Source organism: Peptoclostridium litorale DSM 5388 (assembly GCF_900141635.1).
GTDB lineage: Bacteria > Bacillota > Clostridia > Peptostreptococcales > Peptostreptococcaceae > Peptoclostridium > Peptoclostridium litorale.
This window is the reverse complement of the sequence record NZ_FSRH01000005.1, coordinates 57,142-73,787: the sequence shown is the minus strand read 5'-3', so window position 1 is coordinate 73,787 and position 16,646 is coordinate 57,142. Positions and strand designations below refer to the sequence as shown.

The 16,646-nt window shown below is 40.1% G+C and carries 16 protein-coding genes; all 16 read right to left on the bottom strand.

Annotated elements, in window-relative coordinates; all coding sequences use genetic code 11:
* Positions 1-75: 75 nt before the first annotated feature.
* The 16 genes from upp to BUQ87_RS06030 all read right to left on the bottom strand — a co-directional run bounded on the left by upp (position 76) and on the right by BUQ87_RS06030 (position 16,534).
* Positions 76-705 carry a uracil phosphoribosyltransferase gene (upp, locus tag BUQ87_RS06105; protein WP_038265999.1) on the bottom strand — a complete coding sequence of 210 codons (630 nt, stop codon included), beginning with the start codon at positions 703-705 and terminating at the stop codon, positions 76-78.
* Between the two features lie 10 nt (positions 706-715).
* Positions 716-1,165: a ribose 5-phosphate isomerase B gene (rpiB, locus tag BUQ87_RS06100; RefSeq protein ID WP_038265996.1), complete on the bottom strand. Its 450-nt coding sequence runs from the start codon at positions 1,163-1,165 to the stop codon at positions 716-718.
* 173 nt (positions 1,166-1,338) lie between these two features.
* Positions 1,339-1,791: a low molecular weight protein arginine phosphatase gene (locus BUQ87_RS06095; RefSeq protein ID WP_038265994.1), complete on the bottom strand. Its 453-nt coding sequence runs from the start codon at positions 1,789-1,791 to the stop codon at positions 1,339-1,341.
* A 168-nt stretch (positions 1,792-1,959) separates the two neighbouring features.
* A complete protein-coding gene (locus BUQ87_RS06090; protein WP_038265991.1) occupies positions 1,960-3,006 on the bottom strand; it encodes an L-threonylcarbamoyladenylate synthase in 1,047 nt (348 codons plus the stop codon).
* A 57-nt stretch (positions 3,007-3,063) separates the two neighbouring features.
* Positions 3,064-4,131 (bottom strand): peptide chain release factor 1, encoded by a 1,068-nt coding sequence (gene prfA, locus BUQ87_RS06085; RefSeq protein ID WP_038265989.1) that lies wholly within the window; start codon positions 4,129-4,131, stop codon positions 3,064-3,066.
* A gap of 268 nt (positions 4,132-4,399) precedes the next feature.
* Positions 4,400-5,260, bottom strand: a complete 861-nt coding sequence (gene prmC, locus BUQ87_RS06080; protein ID WP_242943788.1) for a peptide chain release factor N(5)-glutamine methyltransferase — start codon at positions 5,258-5,260, stop codon at positions 4,400-4,402.
* Positions 5,241-6,209 (bottom strand): DUF1385 domain-containing protein, encoded by a 969-nt coding sequence (locus BUQ87_RS06075; RefSeq protein ID WP_052636168.1) that lies wholly within the window; start codon positions 6,207-6,209, stop codon positions 5,241-5,243. Before BUQ87_RS06075 ends, prmC begins: the two co-directional genes overlap by 20 nt.
* Positions 6,210-6,367: 158 nt before the next feature.
* Entirely contained in the window at positions 6,368-6,616 is a 249-nt protein-coding gene (locus BUQ87_RS06070) for a hypothetical protein (protein WP_207647174.1), read from the bottom strand.
* Positions 6,617-6,687: 71 nt separating this feature from the next.
* Complete coding sequence (gene brnQ, locus BUQ87_RS06065; protein WP_038265979.1) at positions 6,688-8,004, bottom strand: branched-chain amino acid transport system II carrier protein; 1,317 nt, start codon at positions 8,002-8,004, stop codon at positions 6,688-6,690.
* A 439-nt stretch (positions 8,005-8,443) separates the two neighbouring features.
* The gene (gene rpmE / locus BUQ87_RS06060) at positions 8,444-8,644 is read right to left on the bottom strand and encodes a 50S ribosomal protein L31 (RefSeq protein ID WP_038265976.1); all 201 of its coding nucleotides are present in this window, start codon (positions 8,642-8,644) and stop codon (positions 8,444-8,446) included.
* Positions 8,645-8,762: 118 nt separating this feature from the next.
* Positions 8,763-10,097, bottom strand: a complete 1,335-nt coding sequence (rho, locus tag BUQ87_RS06055) for a transcription termination factor Rho (RefSeq protein WP_278309039.1) — start codon at positions 10,095-10,097, stop codon at positions 8,763-8,765.
* Positions 10,098-10,459: 362 nt separating this feature from the next.
* The gene (glpX, locus tag BUQ87_RS06050) at positions 10,460-11,425 is read right to left on the bottom strand and encodes a class II fructose-bisphosphatase (RefSeq protein ID WP_038265974.1); all 966 of its coding nucleotides are present in this window, start codon (positions 11,423-11,425) and stop codon (positions 10,460-10,462) included.
* A 181-nt stretch (positions 11,426-11,606) separates the two neighbouring features.
* Positions 11,607-12,251 (bottom strand): fructose-6-phosphate aldolase, encoded by a 645-nt coding sequence (fsa, locus tag BUQ87_RS06045; protein WP_038265972.1) that lies wholly within the window; start codon positions 12,249-12,251, stop codon positions 11,607-11,609.
* A 217-nt stretch (positions 12,252-12,468) separates the two neighbouring features.
* Entirely contained in the window at positions 12,469-13,947 is a 1,479-nt protein-coding gene (locus BUQ87_RS06040) for a TolC family protein (RefSeq protein WP_038265969.1), read from the bottom strand.
* 14 nt (positions 13,948-13,961) lie between these two features.
* A complete protein-coding gene (locus BUQ87_RS06035) occupies positions 13,962-14,444 on the bottom strand; it encodes a MarR family winged helix-turn-helix transcriptional regulator (RefSeq protein ID WP_038265967.1) in 483 nt (160 codons plus the stop codon).
* A 131-nt stretch (positions 14,445-14,575) separates the two neighbouring features.
* Entirely contained in the window at positions 14,576-16,534 is a 1,959-nt protein-coding gene (locus tag BUQ87_RS06030; protein ID WP_038265966.1) for an S-layer homology domain-containing protein, read from the bottom strand.
* Positions 16,535-16,646 lie beyond the last annotated feature (112 nt).

The following is a 16,646-nucleotide window of genomic DNA, read 5'->3' as shown; positions in this document are numbered from 1 at the left end:
AACAATATTTAAGGCTTTCTTAATAAATTTTGACATAAGCAAGGCGGCAGATAACTCTGCCGCCTAAATAAAGAACTATTTTGTTCCGTAAAGTCTGTCTCCCGCGTCTCCAAGACCTGGAACTATGTATCCATGGTCGTTTAGCTTTTCATCTATAGAAGCCACGTATATGTCAACATCCGGGTGCATTTTTTGAACTTCTGCTATTCCCTCTGGCGAAGCTATAAGGTTTACAAGCTTTATGTTTGTAGCACCTCTGTCCTTGAGGAAGTTTATTGCAGCCGCTGCAGACCCTCCAGTTGCAAGCATAGGGTCAACTACTATAAGCTCTCTCTCTCCTACGTCTGCTGGAAGCTTGCAGTAGTACTCAACCGGCTTTAATGTCTCAGGATCCCTGTAAAGTCCTATGTGTCCAACCTTCGCCGCAGGTATAAGCTCAAGTATTCCGTCAACCATTCCAAGACCCGCTCTAAGTATAGGTATTATTCCAAGCTTTTTACCTGAAAGCATTTTGCTCTTTGTTTTCATTATAGGAGTTTCTATTTCAACTTCTTCAAGAGGAAGATCTCTTGTTATTTCATATCCAAGAAGCATTGAAACCTCTTTTACAAGTTGTCTGAAATCCTTAGAACCTGTATGTTTATCTCTTATAAGCGTTATCTTGTGCTGTATCAGCGGATGATTAACTTCTATAACCTTAGACATAAAAACCCTCCTATTTTTCCAATCCTTTTTCTATTTGCATTATCTTTTCAACTCTTCTTTCGTGTCTTCCACCTTCAAATTCCGTCTTAAGCCATACGTCGACTATTTCAAGTGCAAGACCTTTCCCTACCACTCTTTCTCCAAGAGAAAGCATGTTTGCATTATTATGCGCTCTTGACATCCTTGCAGAATACGTGTCAGATACTACAGCACATCTTATTCCAGCCACCTTGTTTGCAGCAAGAGATATTCCTATCCCCGTACCGCAGCATATTATTCCCTTGTCGGCATTTCCACTTGCAACCGCCTTTGCAGCAGCTTCTCCGAAATCAGGATAGTCCACAGAAGCCTCACCGTCAGTTCCAAAGTCTATTACGCTTATTCCCATGCCTTCAAGATGCCTTTTGATTTCCTCTTTCAAGCTATATCCGCCATGATCACTTGCAACTGCTATATTCAATATATTCACCCCCGAACTTATCAAATGCAAATTCACCGCCCTGAATGTGCAGCTATTTGCAAAAATTTTCATTTTAAAAGTCTTTAACCTTGTATATTATACTATATTTAAATAGAATTTAAATGTTTTTTTTGAATTTAAATGAGTTTTTGCAATTTTTTTTAAGTTATAGCCTAATTTCGAATCACTTCAAATAGCTTTTCAACGAGAACCCTTATCTCTTCTGCAGTTTTCTTGTAAATTTCAAGACTGAGGCCAAACGGGTCATTCACATCCATATCATCACAGCCCAAGAATTCTTTAAGCGTATATATTTTTTTGCCCCTGTATTTTGGCAAAGTAAGTATAGCATCCTTATGCACCCTGCTCATTGTAAGTATGAGATTCGCACTGCAAAGCAGCTTTTCACTCGCCACCTTGCTCCTGTGCGAAGATATGTCTATCCCATATTCTTTCATGGCTGCAACGGCATTGTCAGTAGCAGAGAGTCCGTCAACGGTTGCTATTCCGGCAGAATGCACACCTATATCCAAGTCATGTTCAGAGTCTTTAATAATTGTTTTCAAAAAAAACTCTGCCATTGGACTTCTGCATGTGTTTCCAGTACATATAAACAATATATTCATCCCTTATGCACCTCTTTTCAAATACTTCATGATTTCTCTTTCTTATTTTACCCTTATATAGACTATGTGAATATACATATTCTTAAATTTTTAATTTGTTTATTAACAATTTATCTGAAATTTCAAATGCCGCTACTAGTAGCGGCATTTGAAATTTCTATAATTATATTATGCATTTATTATCCTGTACCCTGCAGATTTTAAAAGCCTGTTCATAATGGCCTTTCCTATACCTGTTTCCTCAAATGACTGGGCATATACAATGTCAACCTTTCTCTTGTCCATCTCTATAAGGGCGTCGAACAGGTTGTTTGCGGCGTCTTCCATGCTAATTCCAAGGCTTAAAATCTCACATCCTCTATAAGCAGGAATATCCTCTTTCATGCATATTACTCCCGTCTTAAGGCCTTCATCCCTGTTTTTTATGCAAAGCCCATTTATTTTTTCTGCCAAGGCATCTTTTTCACCGCTCACAACATACACTTGTGCATCAGGCGAATAGTGCTTATACTTCATTCCGGGAGACATAGGCGTTATATTTTCATCCGGCATTTCAAGGGCCGGGTCGATGTCAACCCTTCCTACAAGATCTTCTAGCTGTTCTGTAGTTATGCCTCCCGGCCTTAGCACTACAGGCACTTCGCCCCTTATGTCTATAACTGTAGATTCAAGCCCCACATCACACGCTCCACCGAGTATTATCCCGTCTACCCTTCCATCCATGTCGCATATTATATGTTCCTGCCTCGTAGGAGACGGCTTACCAGATATATTTGCGGAAGGAGCTGCTATTGGTACTCCTGAAAGCCTTATAAGCTCCCTTGCCACCGGATGTGATGGCATCCTTACGGCCACAGTCTCGAGCCCTCCCGTAGTTGCATACGGTACGCAGCTCTTCTTTGAGAATATGAGAGTTATGGGCCCTGGCCAGAAATTATCTATTATAAGCCTAGCCTTGTCGCTTATTCCACTTGCTATCTCTTCAAGTCCATTCATATCGCAAATGTGAACTATAAGCGGATTGTCAGAAGGCCTTCCCTTTGCAGAATATATGTTCATGGCGGCAGATTCGTCAAGCGCGTTGGCTCCAAGTCCATACACCGTTTCAGTCGGAAATATTACAGTCTTGCCATCCTTTATCATGCCCGCATATAATTCAATCGCTTCAACGTCTATATTTGTACTGTCTATTTCTTTTATAATTGTATTTTTCATATCCATCGCCTCTTTTTTATAGATAGATGAAAAAGAGCCCTGAAGGGCTCTTTTAGATTATTCAACCATTTTAAGCTTTTCAGCCTGATCTGTAGTTATTAGAGCATCCAGCATTTCATCAATATCTCCGTTTATGAATGAATCAAGCTTGTACAGAGTAAGGTTTATTCTGTGGTCGCTTATCCTTCCTTGAGGATAATTGTAAGTTCTTATCCTTTCAGATCTGTCTCCAGTTCCTACCTGGCTTTTTCTCTCTTGTGCAATTTCACTATTTTGCTTTTCAAGCTCTTGCTCGTATATCTTAGCCTTTAGTATCTTAAGGGCTTTTTCCTTGTTTTTAAGCTGGGATTTTTCATCCTGCATCGAAACAACTATGCCCGTAGGAATATGCGTCATCCTTACAGCCGAGTCTGTTGTATTTACACACTGTCCACCGTTTCCTGAAGCCCTGAACACGTCGACCTTCAAGTCATTTTGATTCACCTGTACTTCAACGTCTTCAACTTCCGGAAGAACCGCCACTGTAGCAGTAGACGTGTGTATTCTTCCATTTGATTCAGTATCAGGTATTCTTTGCACCCTGTGAACCCCAGATTCGTATTTAAGTCTTGAGTAAGCACCCTTACCCTTGACCATGAACACTACCTCTTTATATCCGCCGACACCTGTTGCATTCATCGACATTACCTCTGTCTTCCAGCGTCTTTTTTCCGAGTACATAGAGTACATTCTGAAAAGGTTCGCAGCAAATATCGCAGCCTCGTCCCCACCTGCACCGGCTCTTATTTCAACTATTACGTTCTTTTCATCGTTAGGGTCCTTAGGTATCAGCAGAAGCTTAAGCTCCGACTGTATTTCTTCCATAGACTCCTCAAGCTCTGACAGCTCCATTTTAGCGAGGTCTCTAAACTCTTCGTCGGAAGATTCCTCTATGATCTCCTTGGCTTCTCTTATTCCTTCATTTACCTTCTTGTATTCCCTGTACTTCATCACTATCGGCTCTATCTCCGCATGTTCTTTCATGTACTTTTGCCATACACTTTGATCATTTATTATGTTTGGGTCCGATATCTTAAATGTCAGATCTTCATATTTTTCTTCAATAAACTCCAGTTTATCAAACATTTGCTTCCACCTTCCTAATAATTCCTGTGCCACAGCACAAACCTGTATATTATAAATTTCATATTAGCGTTCTATTTAATATTCTATTTTGTCGGATAAAGTATAATCTCACAACATGCATACGCTACAAAAAAACAAATATCATATTTATATACATCCTTTTAAATTTAAATACCTTTTTAAATATATATCATATGAAGTTAAATTTCAACACCTATATCTCTTTATGTCTTGTTATAATTTTCCATTTTTCGACATAATCATTATATCATATTTTTTTTCCTATTACAACTCTGTCTATACCTGGAAGGTCCTTGTATATGGATATATTTTCAAATGAACTTGAATTTTCCATTATCAGTGCAACCTCTGCTGCCTGATCGTGCCCGACTTCAAACGCCATGTATCCCCCTGATATGAGGTACAGTCTGCCGCGTTCTACTATTTTTCTGTAAAAATCAAGACCGTCTATTCCCCCGTCAAGCGCTCCTGCGGGTTCGTAATCCTTAACCTGCACATGAAGATCCTCTATGTCGGCTCTTCTTATATAGGGCGGGTTTGAGACTATTATTTCAAATTCAATATCCGTCCCTTCTAGTTTTTGAAAAAGATCAGATTCTATGAATTCAATTCTGTCTGCCACCCCATTGTCCGTAGCATTTTTTCTGCCTATTTCAAGTGCTCTTTTAGATATGTCGAGACTCCAAACTTTTGAGCTTTCCACATATTTTGCAAGTGATACGCTTATAGCCCCGGATCCGCACCCTATGTCTAGTATTTTGGGTGACCCAAACTCGCTTGCAAGCTCTATGACTTTTTCCACAAGCACCTCGGTATCAGGCCTTGGTATTAAAACCCCTTCGCTCACATAAAAGTCCAGCCCCATGAACTCCTGATGCCCTGTTATATACTGGAGCGGCCTTCCGTTTTTTCTCTCTTCCACCATGGCCTGTATTCTTTCTGCCGTTTCTTCTTCCAGCTGCTCATCCATGTGGATTATAACGTAAAGCCTGTCCCTGTCAAGAGCCTTTGCTGCCATAAGCTCGCTATCCAGAAGCGGAGTGGACGATATGTCTCTTATCTGTTCTATCGAGCTTTTTATAATGTCTCTAATTTTCAAGTATCTCACCTGCCGTGTCAACAATCATATCCTCAGACTCCCCGGCAATCTCTTCAGTTTCAACTACCGCCTTAAGTGCGCTTATTGCAACTTCAAGCTGGGAAATATCAGGCTCTCTTGTCGTAATCTTTTGCATCATTAGCCCCGGCCATATCAGCGGCTTTAGCAGCGGAGTGTCATATTTCCCCGCAAGCCTTATTATCTCATATGATATCCCCGATACCACAGGAAGCAGTATAAGCCTGTAAAGCACCCTTTCAAGAGGAGACGGCCAGCCAAACAGCGAAAAAAGAAGCATTGATATTATAAGCACCACGAACATGAAATTTGTACCGCACCTTGGATGTATAGTAGTGAACTTCGCCGCGTTTTCAGGAGTAAGCTCCTGGCCACTCTCATAGCAATGTATGCTCTTGTGCTCAGCTCCATGGTATTCATACACTCTTCTTATATCTTCATTGAATGATATTGCATATACATATCCTGCAAATATGCAAACCCTCAAAAGTCCCTCGCTGAGGTTTAAAAGGACAACATTATCCGTAGCATTCTTTAAAAGCCCTCCTATGAATGTGGGCAGCATTATGAAAAGAAGCACCGTAAGAACTATCGATATCGCCACAGATACATATATCATAACGTCAGATGCCTTGTCTCCAAACATGTTTTCAATGAACTTGTCTATTTTTCCGGGCTCGCTGCCATCTTCCTCGTCTTCGAAAAACTCAGCCGAAAAATTAAGGGCCTTTATGCCTTCCACCATTGAATCCAAAAGTACAAATACACCTCTTAAAAATGGCAGCTTGTCTACACCTTTCCTTTTTATCCAACTTGAGATATTCCTTTTTTCCAGTTCTATTTCTCCATCCGATTTCCTTACTGCCACAGCCAGCCTGTCGGCGTTTTTCATCATTACCCCTTCTATTACCGCCTGACCGCCTACGCTACACTTTTTCATCAACTCAGCTCCTTGGTATATGCTACTCATATCTTCAGATATTTATCTTCGCTATACCATTATAGCAAAAATAAGAGGCAAATCGTAAACCATTTTTATACATATGTCCCAAAACAAAAATACAAAGGCAGCTCCATACGGCTCCGCCTTTGTATTTTTTATTTTATGACAGTGTAGTATCCATGGGACATGTCTATTCCAAGCCCTATAAGCCCTCCTACCACTATTACAGCCAGAAGTGCTATCATCATCACTCTGTCTTTTTCACCTCTTTGGATGTTAAGCATTATGGAATATGTAAAAAGTGCCATAACGCTTCCAACAACTGTCACCACATATGCCAGGAACCCAAATCTTTCTATATACCATTTTATGAAATAATGGAATATTACAAATCTTGGTCCCAATGACTCCGATGTGTAAAAATTCATCTGAAAGTCCTTTCAATTCACCGGCTACATGAGCCGTACACGTTTGACTACTGAACCGAACTGCTTTCCTCTGTGCCTTTTATCATAACAGTAGTTATAAATGCTCCAACCGCAGCTGGAAGGAGCCAAGCAAAACCAGCCCCTGCAAAAGGAAGCATGTTTATCGTCTTTCCTACAAATGCAGTGTTCACTCCTATCGCCGAAAGTCCGTCAAACAGGCTGACAAATAGCGCTCCGTATACAGCTCCAAGATACGCCCTCTTATTTTTGATAAAGTTGTCGAATATGCTCATTAGTATAAGCACTATGGCAACAGGATATACCGTCACTAGAAGAGGCACTGCAAGCTTGACTATCTGCTCAACTCCGACATTTGCAAACACGGCACTGAATATTACAGTTCCTATTACTATCACTCTGTACGAAAGTTTTCCATTTGTAAGTTCTTCGAAATAATTTCCCACTGTAGCTGTAAGTCCTATTGATGTAGTAAGACATGCTACTGAAACCGCAACGCTTATACCCATTTTTCCGGCGTTTCCAAGTATCTTTTCAGTCATCCCAACTATAAGACCTGTTCTTTCAACATCTGCAGGGTAAACTCCACTTACAGTGGATCCAAGGTATAGAAGTCCTCCGTATACAAACGCAAGCCCTAGCCCAGCCACGAGACCTGCCTTCATAGTAAGCTTTATTTGGTCTTCCTTGTTCGTATACCCTTTTTCTGCAAGGGAAAGCATTATTATTCCGCCAAACACTATTGATGCAAGAGCGTCCATTGTCTGGTATCCTTCTGTGAAACCTTTTGAAAACGGATTTCCTATTCCAGTGTCAACTGCTGTTCCCACCGGAGACATTACTCCCTTAACTATTATAAGCCCAACTATAAGGAGAAGTATAGGTGTAAGTATTTTTCCTATCTTGTCTATTATTCCCGATGGCTTTATTACAAAGAATAGTGTTATTGCAAAATATATTATTGAAACTATTATTGAAAGGGTTACTGGATTAGCATTTGGAAGCATAGGTCTTACTCCCATTTCATAAACCGTAGCTCCTGTTCTTGGTATTGCAAGAAGAGGCCCTATGGCAAGTATTACTACAGTTCCAAGTATCTTACTGAATGTCGGGTTGACTTTACTCGCAAGGTGGTCAACAGTTCCTCCAGCCTTTGAAACAGCTAAAACTCCAAGCATAGGCATTCCTATACCTGTAAGGAAAAAACCTACCATACACGCAAGCCAGCTTTTTCCTGATGCAAGACCAAGCGCAGGTGGGAATATAAGATTTCCAGCTCCAAAAAACATTGCAAAAAGAGCAAGACCCACTACCAAGCAGTCTTTGTTTTGATTCATTTTCTTCATTTTTCTACCTCCCGATGTCCTATCTCGATTAGTTAATACTGATGAATTATTCCTAAACGATGCCTTTGTCACGTTTGACCTGTTTGCCTTTAGTCCCATTATGTAATTATGGTTAAAATTTTGCTAAAATGTCTTACTTTTTTTGAAACTGTTTGTCTTTTTTTGAAATTGTTAGCATTTCAAAAATAACGAGACATTTCATTATTTTAGGATTTTTCAAACAAATCAAACTTCGTGATTCATTATAGCACAGATAAAAAACCGGGAAAACCTTTTTACTTTTTGTCCTAATAATTAAAAAATTCTAATTTTTTTAAAATAATAGAAAATTAATCAATTGCTCTTTTATTACTTCTTTTTGTTATTTCATTAACCATGCCCCATTCTAACTCAATGCAAAAAGAGGACCCATAAAGGTCCTCTTTGTCTTTTGTTTTGACTAGTCCATATTGAATTTCTTCTTGAATCTTTCGACTCTTCCACCTTTTTCAACAGCTTTACTTTTCCCTGTGAAGAAAGGATGGCACTCTGAACAGATTTCCACTTTAAGTTCTTCTTTAGTAGAACCCGCGTCGAAAGTATTTCCGCAAGCACAATGCACTTTAACTATCTCATAGTTAGGATGTATACCTTGTTTCATCAGATTCACCTCTTTCTCAATATTCCTGTTCCATATATTATTCCCTTATAGGAAAATAAACATGTTCACATTCAACTTCTTTATTCTATCACAACAAGGCGGTGCTGGCAAGTAAATTTTAAATTATATTCTTATTTACCTGGTCTACAAATTCCTTGTTGTTTTTAGTCTTCACAAGCAGGCTGATTATGTTTTCAGTCACTTCCTGAGGAGATGAACTGCTCATGGCCCTTCTTATTTTCCATACAGCTCCGAGTTCGTCTTGCGAAAGAAGAAGTTCTTCCCTTCTAGTTCCCGATTTGTATATGTCTATGGCAGGGAATATTCTTTTTTCTGCGAGCCTTCTGTCCAGATGTATCTCCATATTTCCCGTTCCCTTGAATTCTTCAAATATCACATCATCCATTCTCGAGCCAGTCTCCACAAGAGCTGTCGCAAGTATCGTAAGAGATCCTCCCTCCCTTATGTTCCTTGCCGCTCCGAAAAATCGCTTAGGGCCGTGAAGGGCTCCCGGATCAAGGCCTCCAGAAAGGGTTCTTCCCGTTGGCGGTACTGTCAGGTTGTATGCCCTCGCAAGTCTTGTGATGCTGTCGAGCAGTATTACAACGTCCCTTCCGTGTTCTACAAGTCTTTTCGCCCTGTTTAGAACCATTTCCGCAACCTTTATGTGGTGTGATGGGAGTTCGTCAAATGTTGAGTATATCACATCTCCTCTTATCGACTCTTGCATGTCTGTGACCTCTTCAGGCCTTTCATCTATGAGCAGCACTATGAGCTCTGTTTCCGGAAAATTTTTAGAGAGGCTGTTTGCCACATTTTTCAACAGGCTAGTCTTTCCAGCTTTAGGAGGTGCGACTATGAGTCCTCTTTGCCCTTTTCCCAGGGGAGCTATAAGGTCTATAAGCCTCGTCGACAGCTGCGTGGATTCAATTTCAAGAGTTATTCTCTCCTCAGGGTATATTGGGGTGAGCCTGTCAAACGAAGGCCTTTTCACTGCATTTTCGGGGTTTTCTTCATTTACCTTTTTCACGTAGAGAAGCGCCCTGAATTTTTCACCGCTCTTTGGCGGCCTTGTTATTCCAGTTATCTTATCTCCTGTTTTCATGTTGAATCTTCTTATCTGTGACGGAGAGATATACACATCGCTATTTGTAGAAAGATAGTTTGAGCCCCTTAAAAAACCATAGCCATCCGGGAGTATCTCAAGAACACCTTCCGCTATATTTACAGTTTCCTCGTCCTTTATCTCATCTACGAGCTTGTCTGGAAGCATCTTTACCTCTTTAACCTTTTGTTCTTCCTTTTTCTCAATGTCCCGTGCTTTATCTTTTTCCACTATTATCAGATCTATGAGTTCTTCTTTCTTGTATTTAGTTATAGACTTTATTCCAATTTCTTTCGCAGTTTCTCTTATATCGGACAGTTTTTTTTCCATAAGTTCATCTTTTTGCAAAAATCACACCTCCATGAATTTTCAATCGATTCTGATACGTCTTTATATTAATCAGCGACCGCCACAAAATTAAATCATGACAATTTCGCTCCGCAGTTTTCTATTTCTTTGTTTTTATGTAAAAATACCCCAGTATTTTTACAGCGATTTCCCAACACCAAAAATATATTTTTAACAAATTCATACTTACAATTGGAATATCATACGGATTTTTAATACAGATAAGAGTAAGAAAAGCATATATAGATATAGTTTTTAAATTTCATTAGTACATTATAACATACATTCTTTATAATATCAGTTCTATTTTCAAAAATATGCAAAAATAAAGTTCAGCCCCGGCATTTGCGGGGCTGTTTTGACTATTTTGCATAATTCGGCTTTTTGTCCATTTTGTGTATTGCCTCTATGAACCTTATCGTTCCAGTTGAGCTTCTCATGACAACAGAATGTGTTTTTGCCATTCCCGAGCTGTAAGTGACTCCCTTTATAAGGCTTCCGTCTGATATTCCCGTAGCGGCAAAATACAGCTCATCTCCTGCCGCAAGGTCTTCCATAGTAAGTAGTTTTTCCGCACTTTGACCCATATCGATGCATCTTAGCCTCTCTTCTTCAGTATAAGGCATCAGCCTTCCCTGGAAATCTCCTCCAAGGCATTTGAGGGCAGCCGCAGATATGACTCCTTCAGGAGCCCCCCCTATGCACATCATCATGTCTATACCTGTATCTTCAAAACAAGTAGCTATTGCCGCCTCAATATCTCCTGAATCAAAAAGCCTCACCCTGCAGCCTATGTCTCTGCACTCTGTTATTATTCCATGGCTTCTTTCCCTGTCTATTGTTGTAACTGTTATCTCGTCGATCGCCTTTCCGCTGGCCTGCGCAAATCGCTTTATGTTTTCCTTTACAGGAAGATCCAAATGGACTATGCCTTTTCCCTTTGGCCCTACGGCTATTTTATCCATATACATATCTGGAGCATGAAGAAGGGAACCCCTTGGTCCCATAGCAACTACGGCGATTGCCCCCGGAAGCCCCTTTGCAACACATGTAGTCCCATCTACAGGATCAACCGCTATGTCGACTTTAAGGCTTCCTTCTCTCCTCATGCCTATTTCTTCGCCTATATACAGCATAGGAGCTTCATCAAGTTCACCTTCTCCTATAACTACAACTCCGTCTATGTCCATTGTGTCAAACATTCTTCTCATTCTGTCAACTGCAGCTTGGTCGGCTATGTTTTTATCGCCTTTGCCGAAATATTTCGCAGCACCCAGAGCTGCCGCCTCTGTCACCCTTATGAGGTTTATTCCAAGGTTTTTATTCAAATTGACCACTCCCAATCATTTATTATTTCAGCCTTTATGCTCGAATATGCCGATATACACATCTCTTTTCAGCATTTTCAGCGTATCACAGGCTTTCAGCATCATATTTATGCACACTCACACATAATATTATAGCAGATATTTTGTATTGGGATATAACATTTAACGTATAATGCGGTTTTTATTTTGAAGCTTTTTCCCAGTCAGAAAGAAATGTTTCTATTCCTATGTTTGTAAGCGGGTGTCCAAGCATCTTTTTAAATACTGCGTATGGAACAGTTGCAACATGCGATCCCGCAAGCGCCGCTTCTGTGACGTGGTCTGCATGCCTTACACTTGCAGTTATAACCTGTGTTTCAATTCCATATATGTCGAATATGTCGACTATTTTTCTCACCACTTCCATTCCCGTATTCCCAATATCGTCAAGCCTTCCCACAAAAGGACTTACATATGCGGCTCCGGCCTTTGCCGCTAACAGGGCTTGATTTGGAGAAAATACAAGTGTGACATTAGTCTTTATGCCTTCCTTTGAAACCACACTTACCGCTTTGAGTCCCTCGTCAGTCATAGGTATTTTAACCACTACATTTTCATGTATTTTAGAAAGCTCTCTGGCCTCTTTTATCATCCCCTGAGCCTCAAGTGATATGACCTCTGCCGAAACCGGTCCATCTACTATTGAAGTTATCTCAGCTATTACCTCTTCAAAATTTCTTCCCTCTTTTGCCACTAGCGATGGATTTGTTGTAACTCCGTCCACAACTCCCCACGAGTGAATCTCCCTTATTTCGTCCACATTAGCAGTATCAACAAAAAATTTCATACTATTTTCCTCCCATTCTCCCTGTTTTAATCTCTTTATATATTTTTATTTTTAGGTATTCCGTTGATTATATACCCAAAATATTATTTTTACAAGAAATAATATTCGAAAACACCTGTAATTTCATAATTCCATGGCTAATGCAAAAGCCGGTCTCCTTTTTTGCAAAGGAATCCGGCTTTCAATCATCCATTTCAGTTCAAAATATTCTACGGCTCTAGTAAGTTCCTATATCCGTAAGATATTTATCCCTTGCCATATTATAGCTGAATATAATATGTACTACAGTTTCTTCAACCTTTGCAAGCCTTTCCTGTGCCGATGTCACCTCGACTATTGTTCCCGCAAAATCCGAAAGTCCTTCGGATTTAAGCGCTGCGCTTTCAATTCCATATCCTTCCTCATACCTGAGCTGTGCGATTTCAAGGGCTTTTTGAGCATCCTCTTCAATTCCCTTTGTATAAGAAATCATATTCCTTGCCGAAACAAAAGTCTCATATGACTGCCTTATTTCACTTTCAACTTCTATCTGCATCTTTTCAAGCTCCACAGCCGACTTTTCCATTGCCGCTTTGGCTTCCTTGTTTTGATAAGTGTTTTCCGGATAACCCTTGGCCACCATTTCGTAATTCATCTTGTCCACTACATACTGTGCTGCGCATTTTTTAATCTCAATTCTCTTTTGAAGCCCTTGCATTATTCCGCTTTCCAAGTCCATGACTTCATCCGGCTCTGCCTGAAAATCCTCCACAAGCCTTATGTCATTTTCAAATCCTGTGTTCACTACTTTTTTAAGCTCTGTATATGCATTTTTTCTTTCCATCTGTGATTTTTGAAATTCCACTTCAAAAAGGTTCATCTGTATTTTGGCAAGCAAAAGATCATCCCTCGCCCTCATTCCCTCTTCATATGAGGCTTTGGCTATTTCATACTGCCTTTTAGCCCTTTCCAGAGCTACTTTTTTAAGCATCTCCATCTTTTGTGCCTTTATCGCATCATAGTAGTTTTTTCTAACCAAAAGAGCTACCTTTTTCTTTGCCACTTCATATCCCGCACTTGTCACCTCGTCTTGAAGCTGTGCCATTGTCGTAAGCACGTCGGTTGCCGAATTCATTGACAAATAAGCGCTTGTCGAAATATCCAGCTTGTCCTTTATTGAGTCGTTTATGCTTTGGACCCCCGAGTCTATCTTCATGCTTCCTGAGTCTATTGAATCCTTCGCAGGCTCTATGACATTTTCTTCAAGAGCTTTTTTGTCCAAACCCGAAAGCTCGGGGTGCTCTTCAAGGAGCTGCTTTACCCTTTTGTCCTGCGAAAGCTCTCCCAGCGTTACCCCATCCGGAATTGCACCAGCAATGCTTTCAATCGAGTGCAACTGCTCCCTCGCATCTGAAAGGTCTTTATCCCCGTCCCTTATCTTTCTCTCTGCACGCTCGGCTATCTCCCTTTGCAGCTGTGCGCTTTTCTTATCAACTTCGAGCGCCTTAATATCCATATTGTTTTCCATTGCAATTTCTACGGCTTTCTCCAAACTCATCACAAATACCTTATCTTCTTTTTTTTGAATATCTGCGAGAGATTCCTCGTTCAAACTTTCTTGCATATTTATCATATCCTTTGCATATGCAGGATATTCAGCCGTCTGGCAGCTAAATAATGCTGCCGCTAAAACCATTGTCGCAACCTTGCTCTTCAAATCTGGCACCTCCTTTATTCAAAAGAATCCACTATTCCTCTTTGAAGCTTTTGTAAAAGATGTGACAACTGCTTCTTTTCCTCTTCACTGAGAGATCGGGTCATCTTTTCGCTGAATTCAATATGTTTGTCCTTTACGCTTTCAAACAGGTCTATCCCCTTCGGTGTAAGGTATGCTTTTATGGATCTCTTGTCCTCAGGGTTTACTTTCTTTTCAACCAGACCTTCTTTTACCATCCTGTCTACAAGCCCCGTCATATTTGCTCTTGTTACAAGCATTCTCTTTCCTATGTCACAAAGAGCCATTCCATCTTCTTCAATGCTAAGTATGAGAAGTACCCTGAACTTGGGCTCCGATATTCCATATTTTGAAAAAAGCTCATCATATACATGCCTTATTATTTCTGTAGTCTTTATTATGTTTACTATGTTTTTTCCCGATATGTCCTCTATGAAATTGTATGCCTCAAGAAAATCCGAAAGTCCTTTTTTGTTCATATCATTCCTCCATAATATATATTTTTGTACATAGCAGTTTTGTAAATATGTTTACCATTCAGAATTAAGCAATGCCTCGCTTGCACGAGGCATTGCAATCCGATTTTAATATTCAGACTACTCCATTAAGTTTACTGGATCTTTATTATCCTGTCTGCGCTTATAGAGCCTAGCTTGTCTTCACCTATTACTGATATTATATCATCTTCGTCAAAATCATCTTCATCCATGCTTTTTCCATTGTAGTTTTCCATCGTTGTGCTTGATTTGTATCTTACATATACAGACTTGTTAGTCCTATTGTCCCTTATCCTTATTATATTGTCTCCGGTGTCGACATCTTCTATTTCTCCCGTGATTGTCGATACCATTATTTCGTCATCACATTCGATTTTTGTCACCAGGTCTGTTTCAAGCTCAAGCTTGGCCTCGTAATTAAGCCTCAAATCGTAAAGCCCTGCACTGTCGTTGTCTATTTCCACCTCAAAGTCAGGCGAAACCCTGTATGTTTTGAGCTTGTCATTCTTATCGAGTATTGTTATTTTAGGCTCACTCGATATTATTATCTCTTTTATTATACCCTCAACATCTTTAGATACACTCTCTGCATCTATTTCCACTATAACAGAATATTCAAGCTCTATTTCAACTTTGTCTCCGACCCTAATGTCTGAAAGAGTTCCGCTTTTGTCGTTATTCCGCTTAACATCCACATCATCGTCTATATCAAATTTATATTCCTTGTCATCGTCATCCTCGTCAACTAGTATCATGTAGTCTTTGCTTGCATTTACTTCTTTTACGAATCCAGTCAGCCTTCCAGACTTCGAAAACGCCTTGAGGCTGTCAACAACTCCATTTTCAATTTCGACCTCTACCCTGTCTTCTTCCTGTATGTCGTATACGCTTGAATCCTTTCCGTCTATTTCGATATCGCTGCTGCCGTCTATTGCAAACTCCCTTGTATTTTTGCCGTCCTTGACCTGTATGAAAGTCCTGCTAAGTCCGTCAGTCCCTAAATTGAAATACGCCTTTACAAAATACCCTTCAACGCTCTCTTCTCTTTCCTCTATGTCTACAGATACAAGCTTGTCTCCCGATACTCTTATTTTTACATTATCGCCTTTTGCAATATCAGACACACTTGCCTTTTTTTCTCCAAGCTTCACAACTACGCTGCCAGTATTGTTTTTAAATGAAAGCTTTGTCCCTTTTGAAGTCTCGATCATAAGAAGAGTATCTCCGCTAGCTTGTGTTACCGAATAAACCTCTCCACTTATGGTCATTATGGCATCATCAGAAGTATCAGCCTCATTGTCTTTGCTTGCATCTGATGAATTTGAAGCATCACTGCCGCTGCTTTCATTTGAAGAATTAGAGGATGACCCTTTCTTTGATATTATGTCATTCGAAAGCTTCAGTATCTTTGCCATTTCCCCTCTTTTTACAGCCCCGTATGGGTTGAACATAAGCTTGTCGCTTGGATATTTAGTCTGTCCGCTTATTATTTTCTTTTCAACAAGCGCTCCTATATACGGCACTGCACTTGACGGTATGTCTTTTACATCTTCAAAATCAAGTACATAAACCTTGCCCTTGTCGCTGTATCCGAGTGCCTTTCCTATGTATATGGCCACCTCCCACCTCTGCGCAGGGGATTCTTTCCCATTTTTGACCAAAATGCTGAATGAGCTTGTCAATTTACCGTTGTCCATAAAATTTCTAAGGAATATCTCCTTTTCAATGCAAAATACAAGGGGTTTTTGAGCCCATGTCGGAATGGAATATTCTTTAAAGTCGCTCTCGTATTTGCTCTTGTTTGAATTGTATATGCTGTCCACCTCTGACTGCTCAAACATTCTTGATATCGCAACCAGCGCCTGCATTCTGGTTATGGCTTCTTCAGGCTTGAATTTCCCATCTGGATATCCTGAAAGTATGCCCTTTCCAACCATCTCATCCACATATTGCTTTGACCAGTGTGTTGACATGTCCGTGAATTTTTCTGCCCCGAATGAAAACTGTATGCTCGTTACTACAAATATCACTGCTATAAGTATAGCTATTCCCTTTTTGACCCACTGACTCATATTTATGCCTCCTTGATATGTCACTCGCCACCTACTGACGACATGGATTATACTCACAGTTATATTATAAGTCTTTTCTTTCCAAAATAAAAGGAGAAGCCGCAGCTCCCCC

Bases quoted from the DNA above. Each gene is read 5' to 3' on its own strand.
- BUQ87_RS06030 (WP_038265966.1), bottom strand. From the start codon at position 16,534: ATGAGTCAGTGGGTCAAAAAGGGAATAGCTATACTTATAGCAGTGATA.
- BUQ87_RS06035 (WP_038265967.1), bottom strand. From the start codon at position 14,444: ATGAACAAAAAAGGACTTTCGGATTTTCTTGAGGCATACAATTTCATA.
- upp (WP_038265999.1), bottom strand. From the start codon at position 705: ATGTCTAAGGTTATAGAAGTTAATCATCCGCTGATACAGCACAAGATA.
- prfA (WP_038265989.1), bottom strand. From the start codon at position 4,131: ATGTTTGATAAACTGGAGTTTATTGAAGAAAAATATGAAGATCTGACA.
- brnQ (WP_038265979.1), bottom strand. From the start codon at position 8,004: ATGAAGAAAATGAATCAAAACAAAGACTGCTTGGTAGTGGGTCTTGCT.
- BUQ87_RS06090 (WP_038265991.1), bottom strand. From the start codon at position 3,006: ATGAAAAATACAATTATAAAAGAAATAGACAGTACAAATATAGACGTT.
- BUQ87_RS06075 (WP_052636168.1), bottom strand. From the start codon at position 6,209: ATGAAAAAGTGTAGCGTAGGCGGTCAGGCGGTAATAGAAGGGGTAATG.
- fsa (WP_038265972.1), bottom strand. From the start codon at position 12,251: ATGAAATTTTTTGTTGATACTGCTAATGTGGACGAAATAAGGGAGATT.
- BUQ87_RS06095 (WP_038265994.1), bottom strand. From the start codon at position 1,791: ATGAATATATTGTTTATATGTACTGGAAACACATGCAGAAGTCCAATG.
- rpmE (WP_038265976.1), bottom strand. From the start codon at position 8,644: ATGAAACAAGGTATACATCCTAACTATGAGATAGTTAAAGTGCATTGT.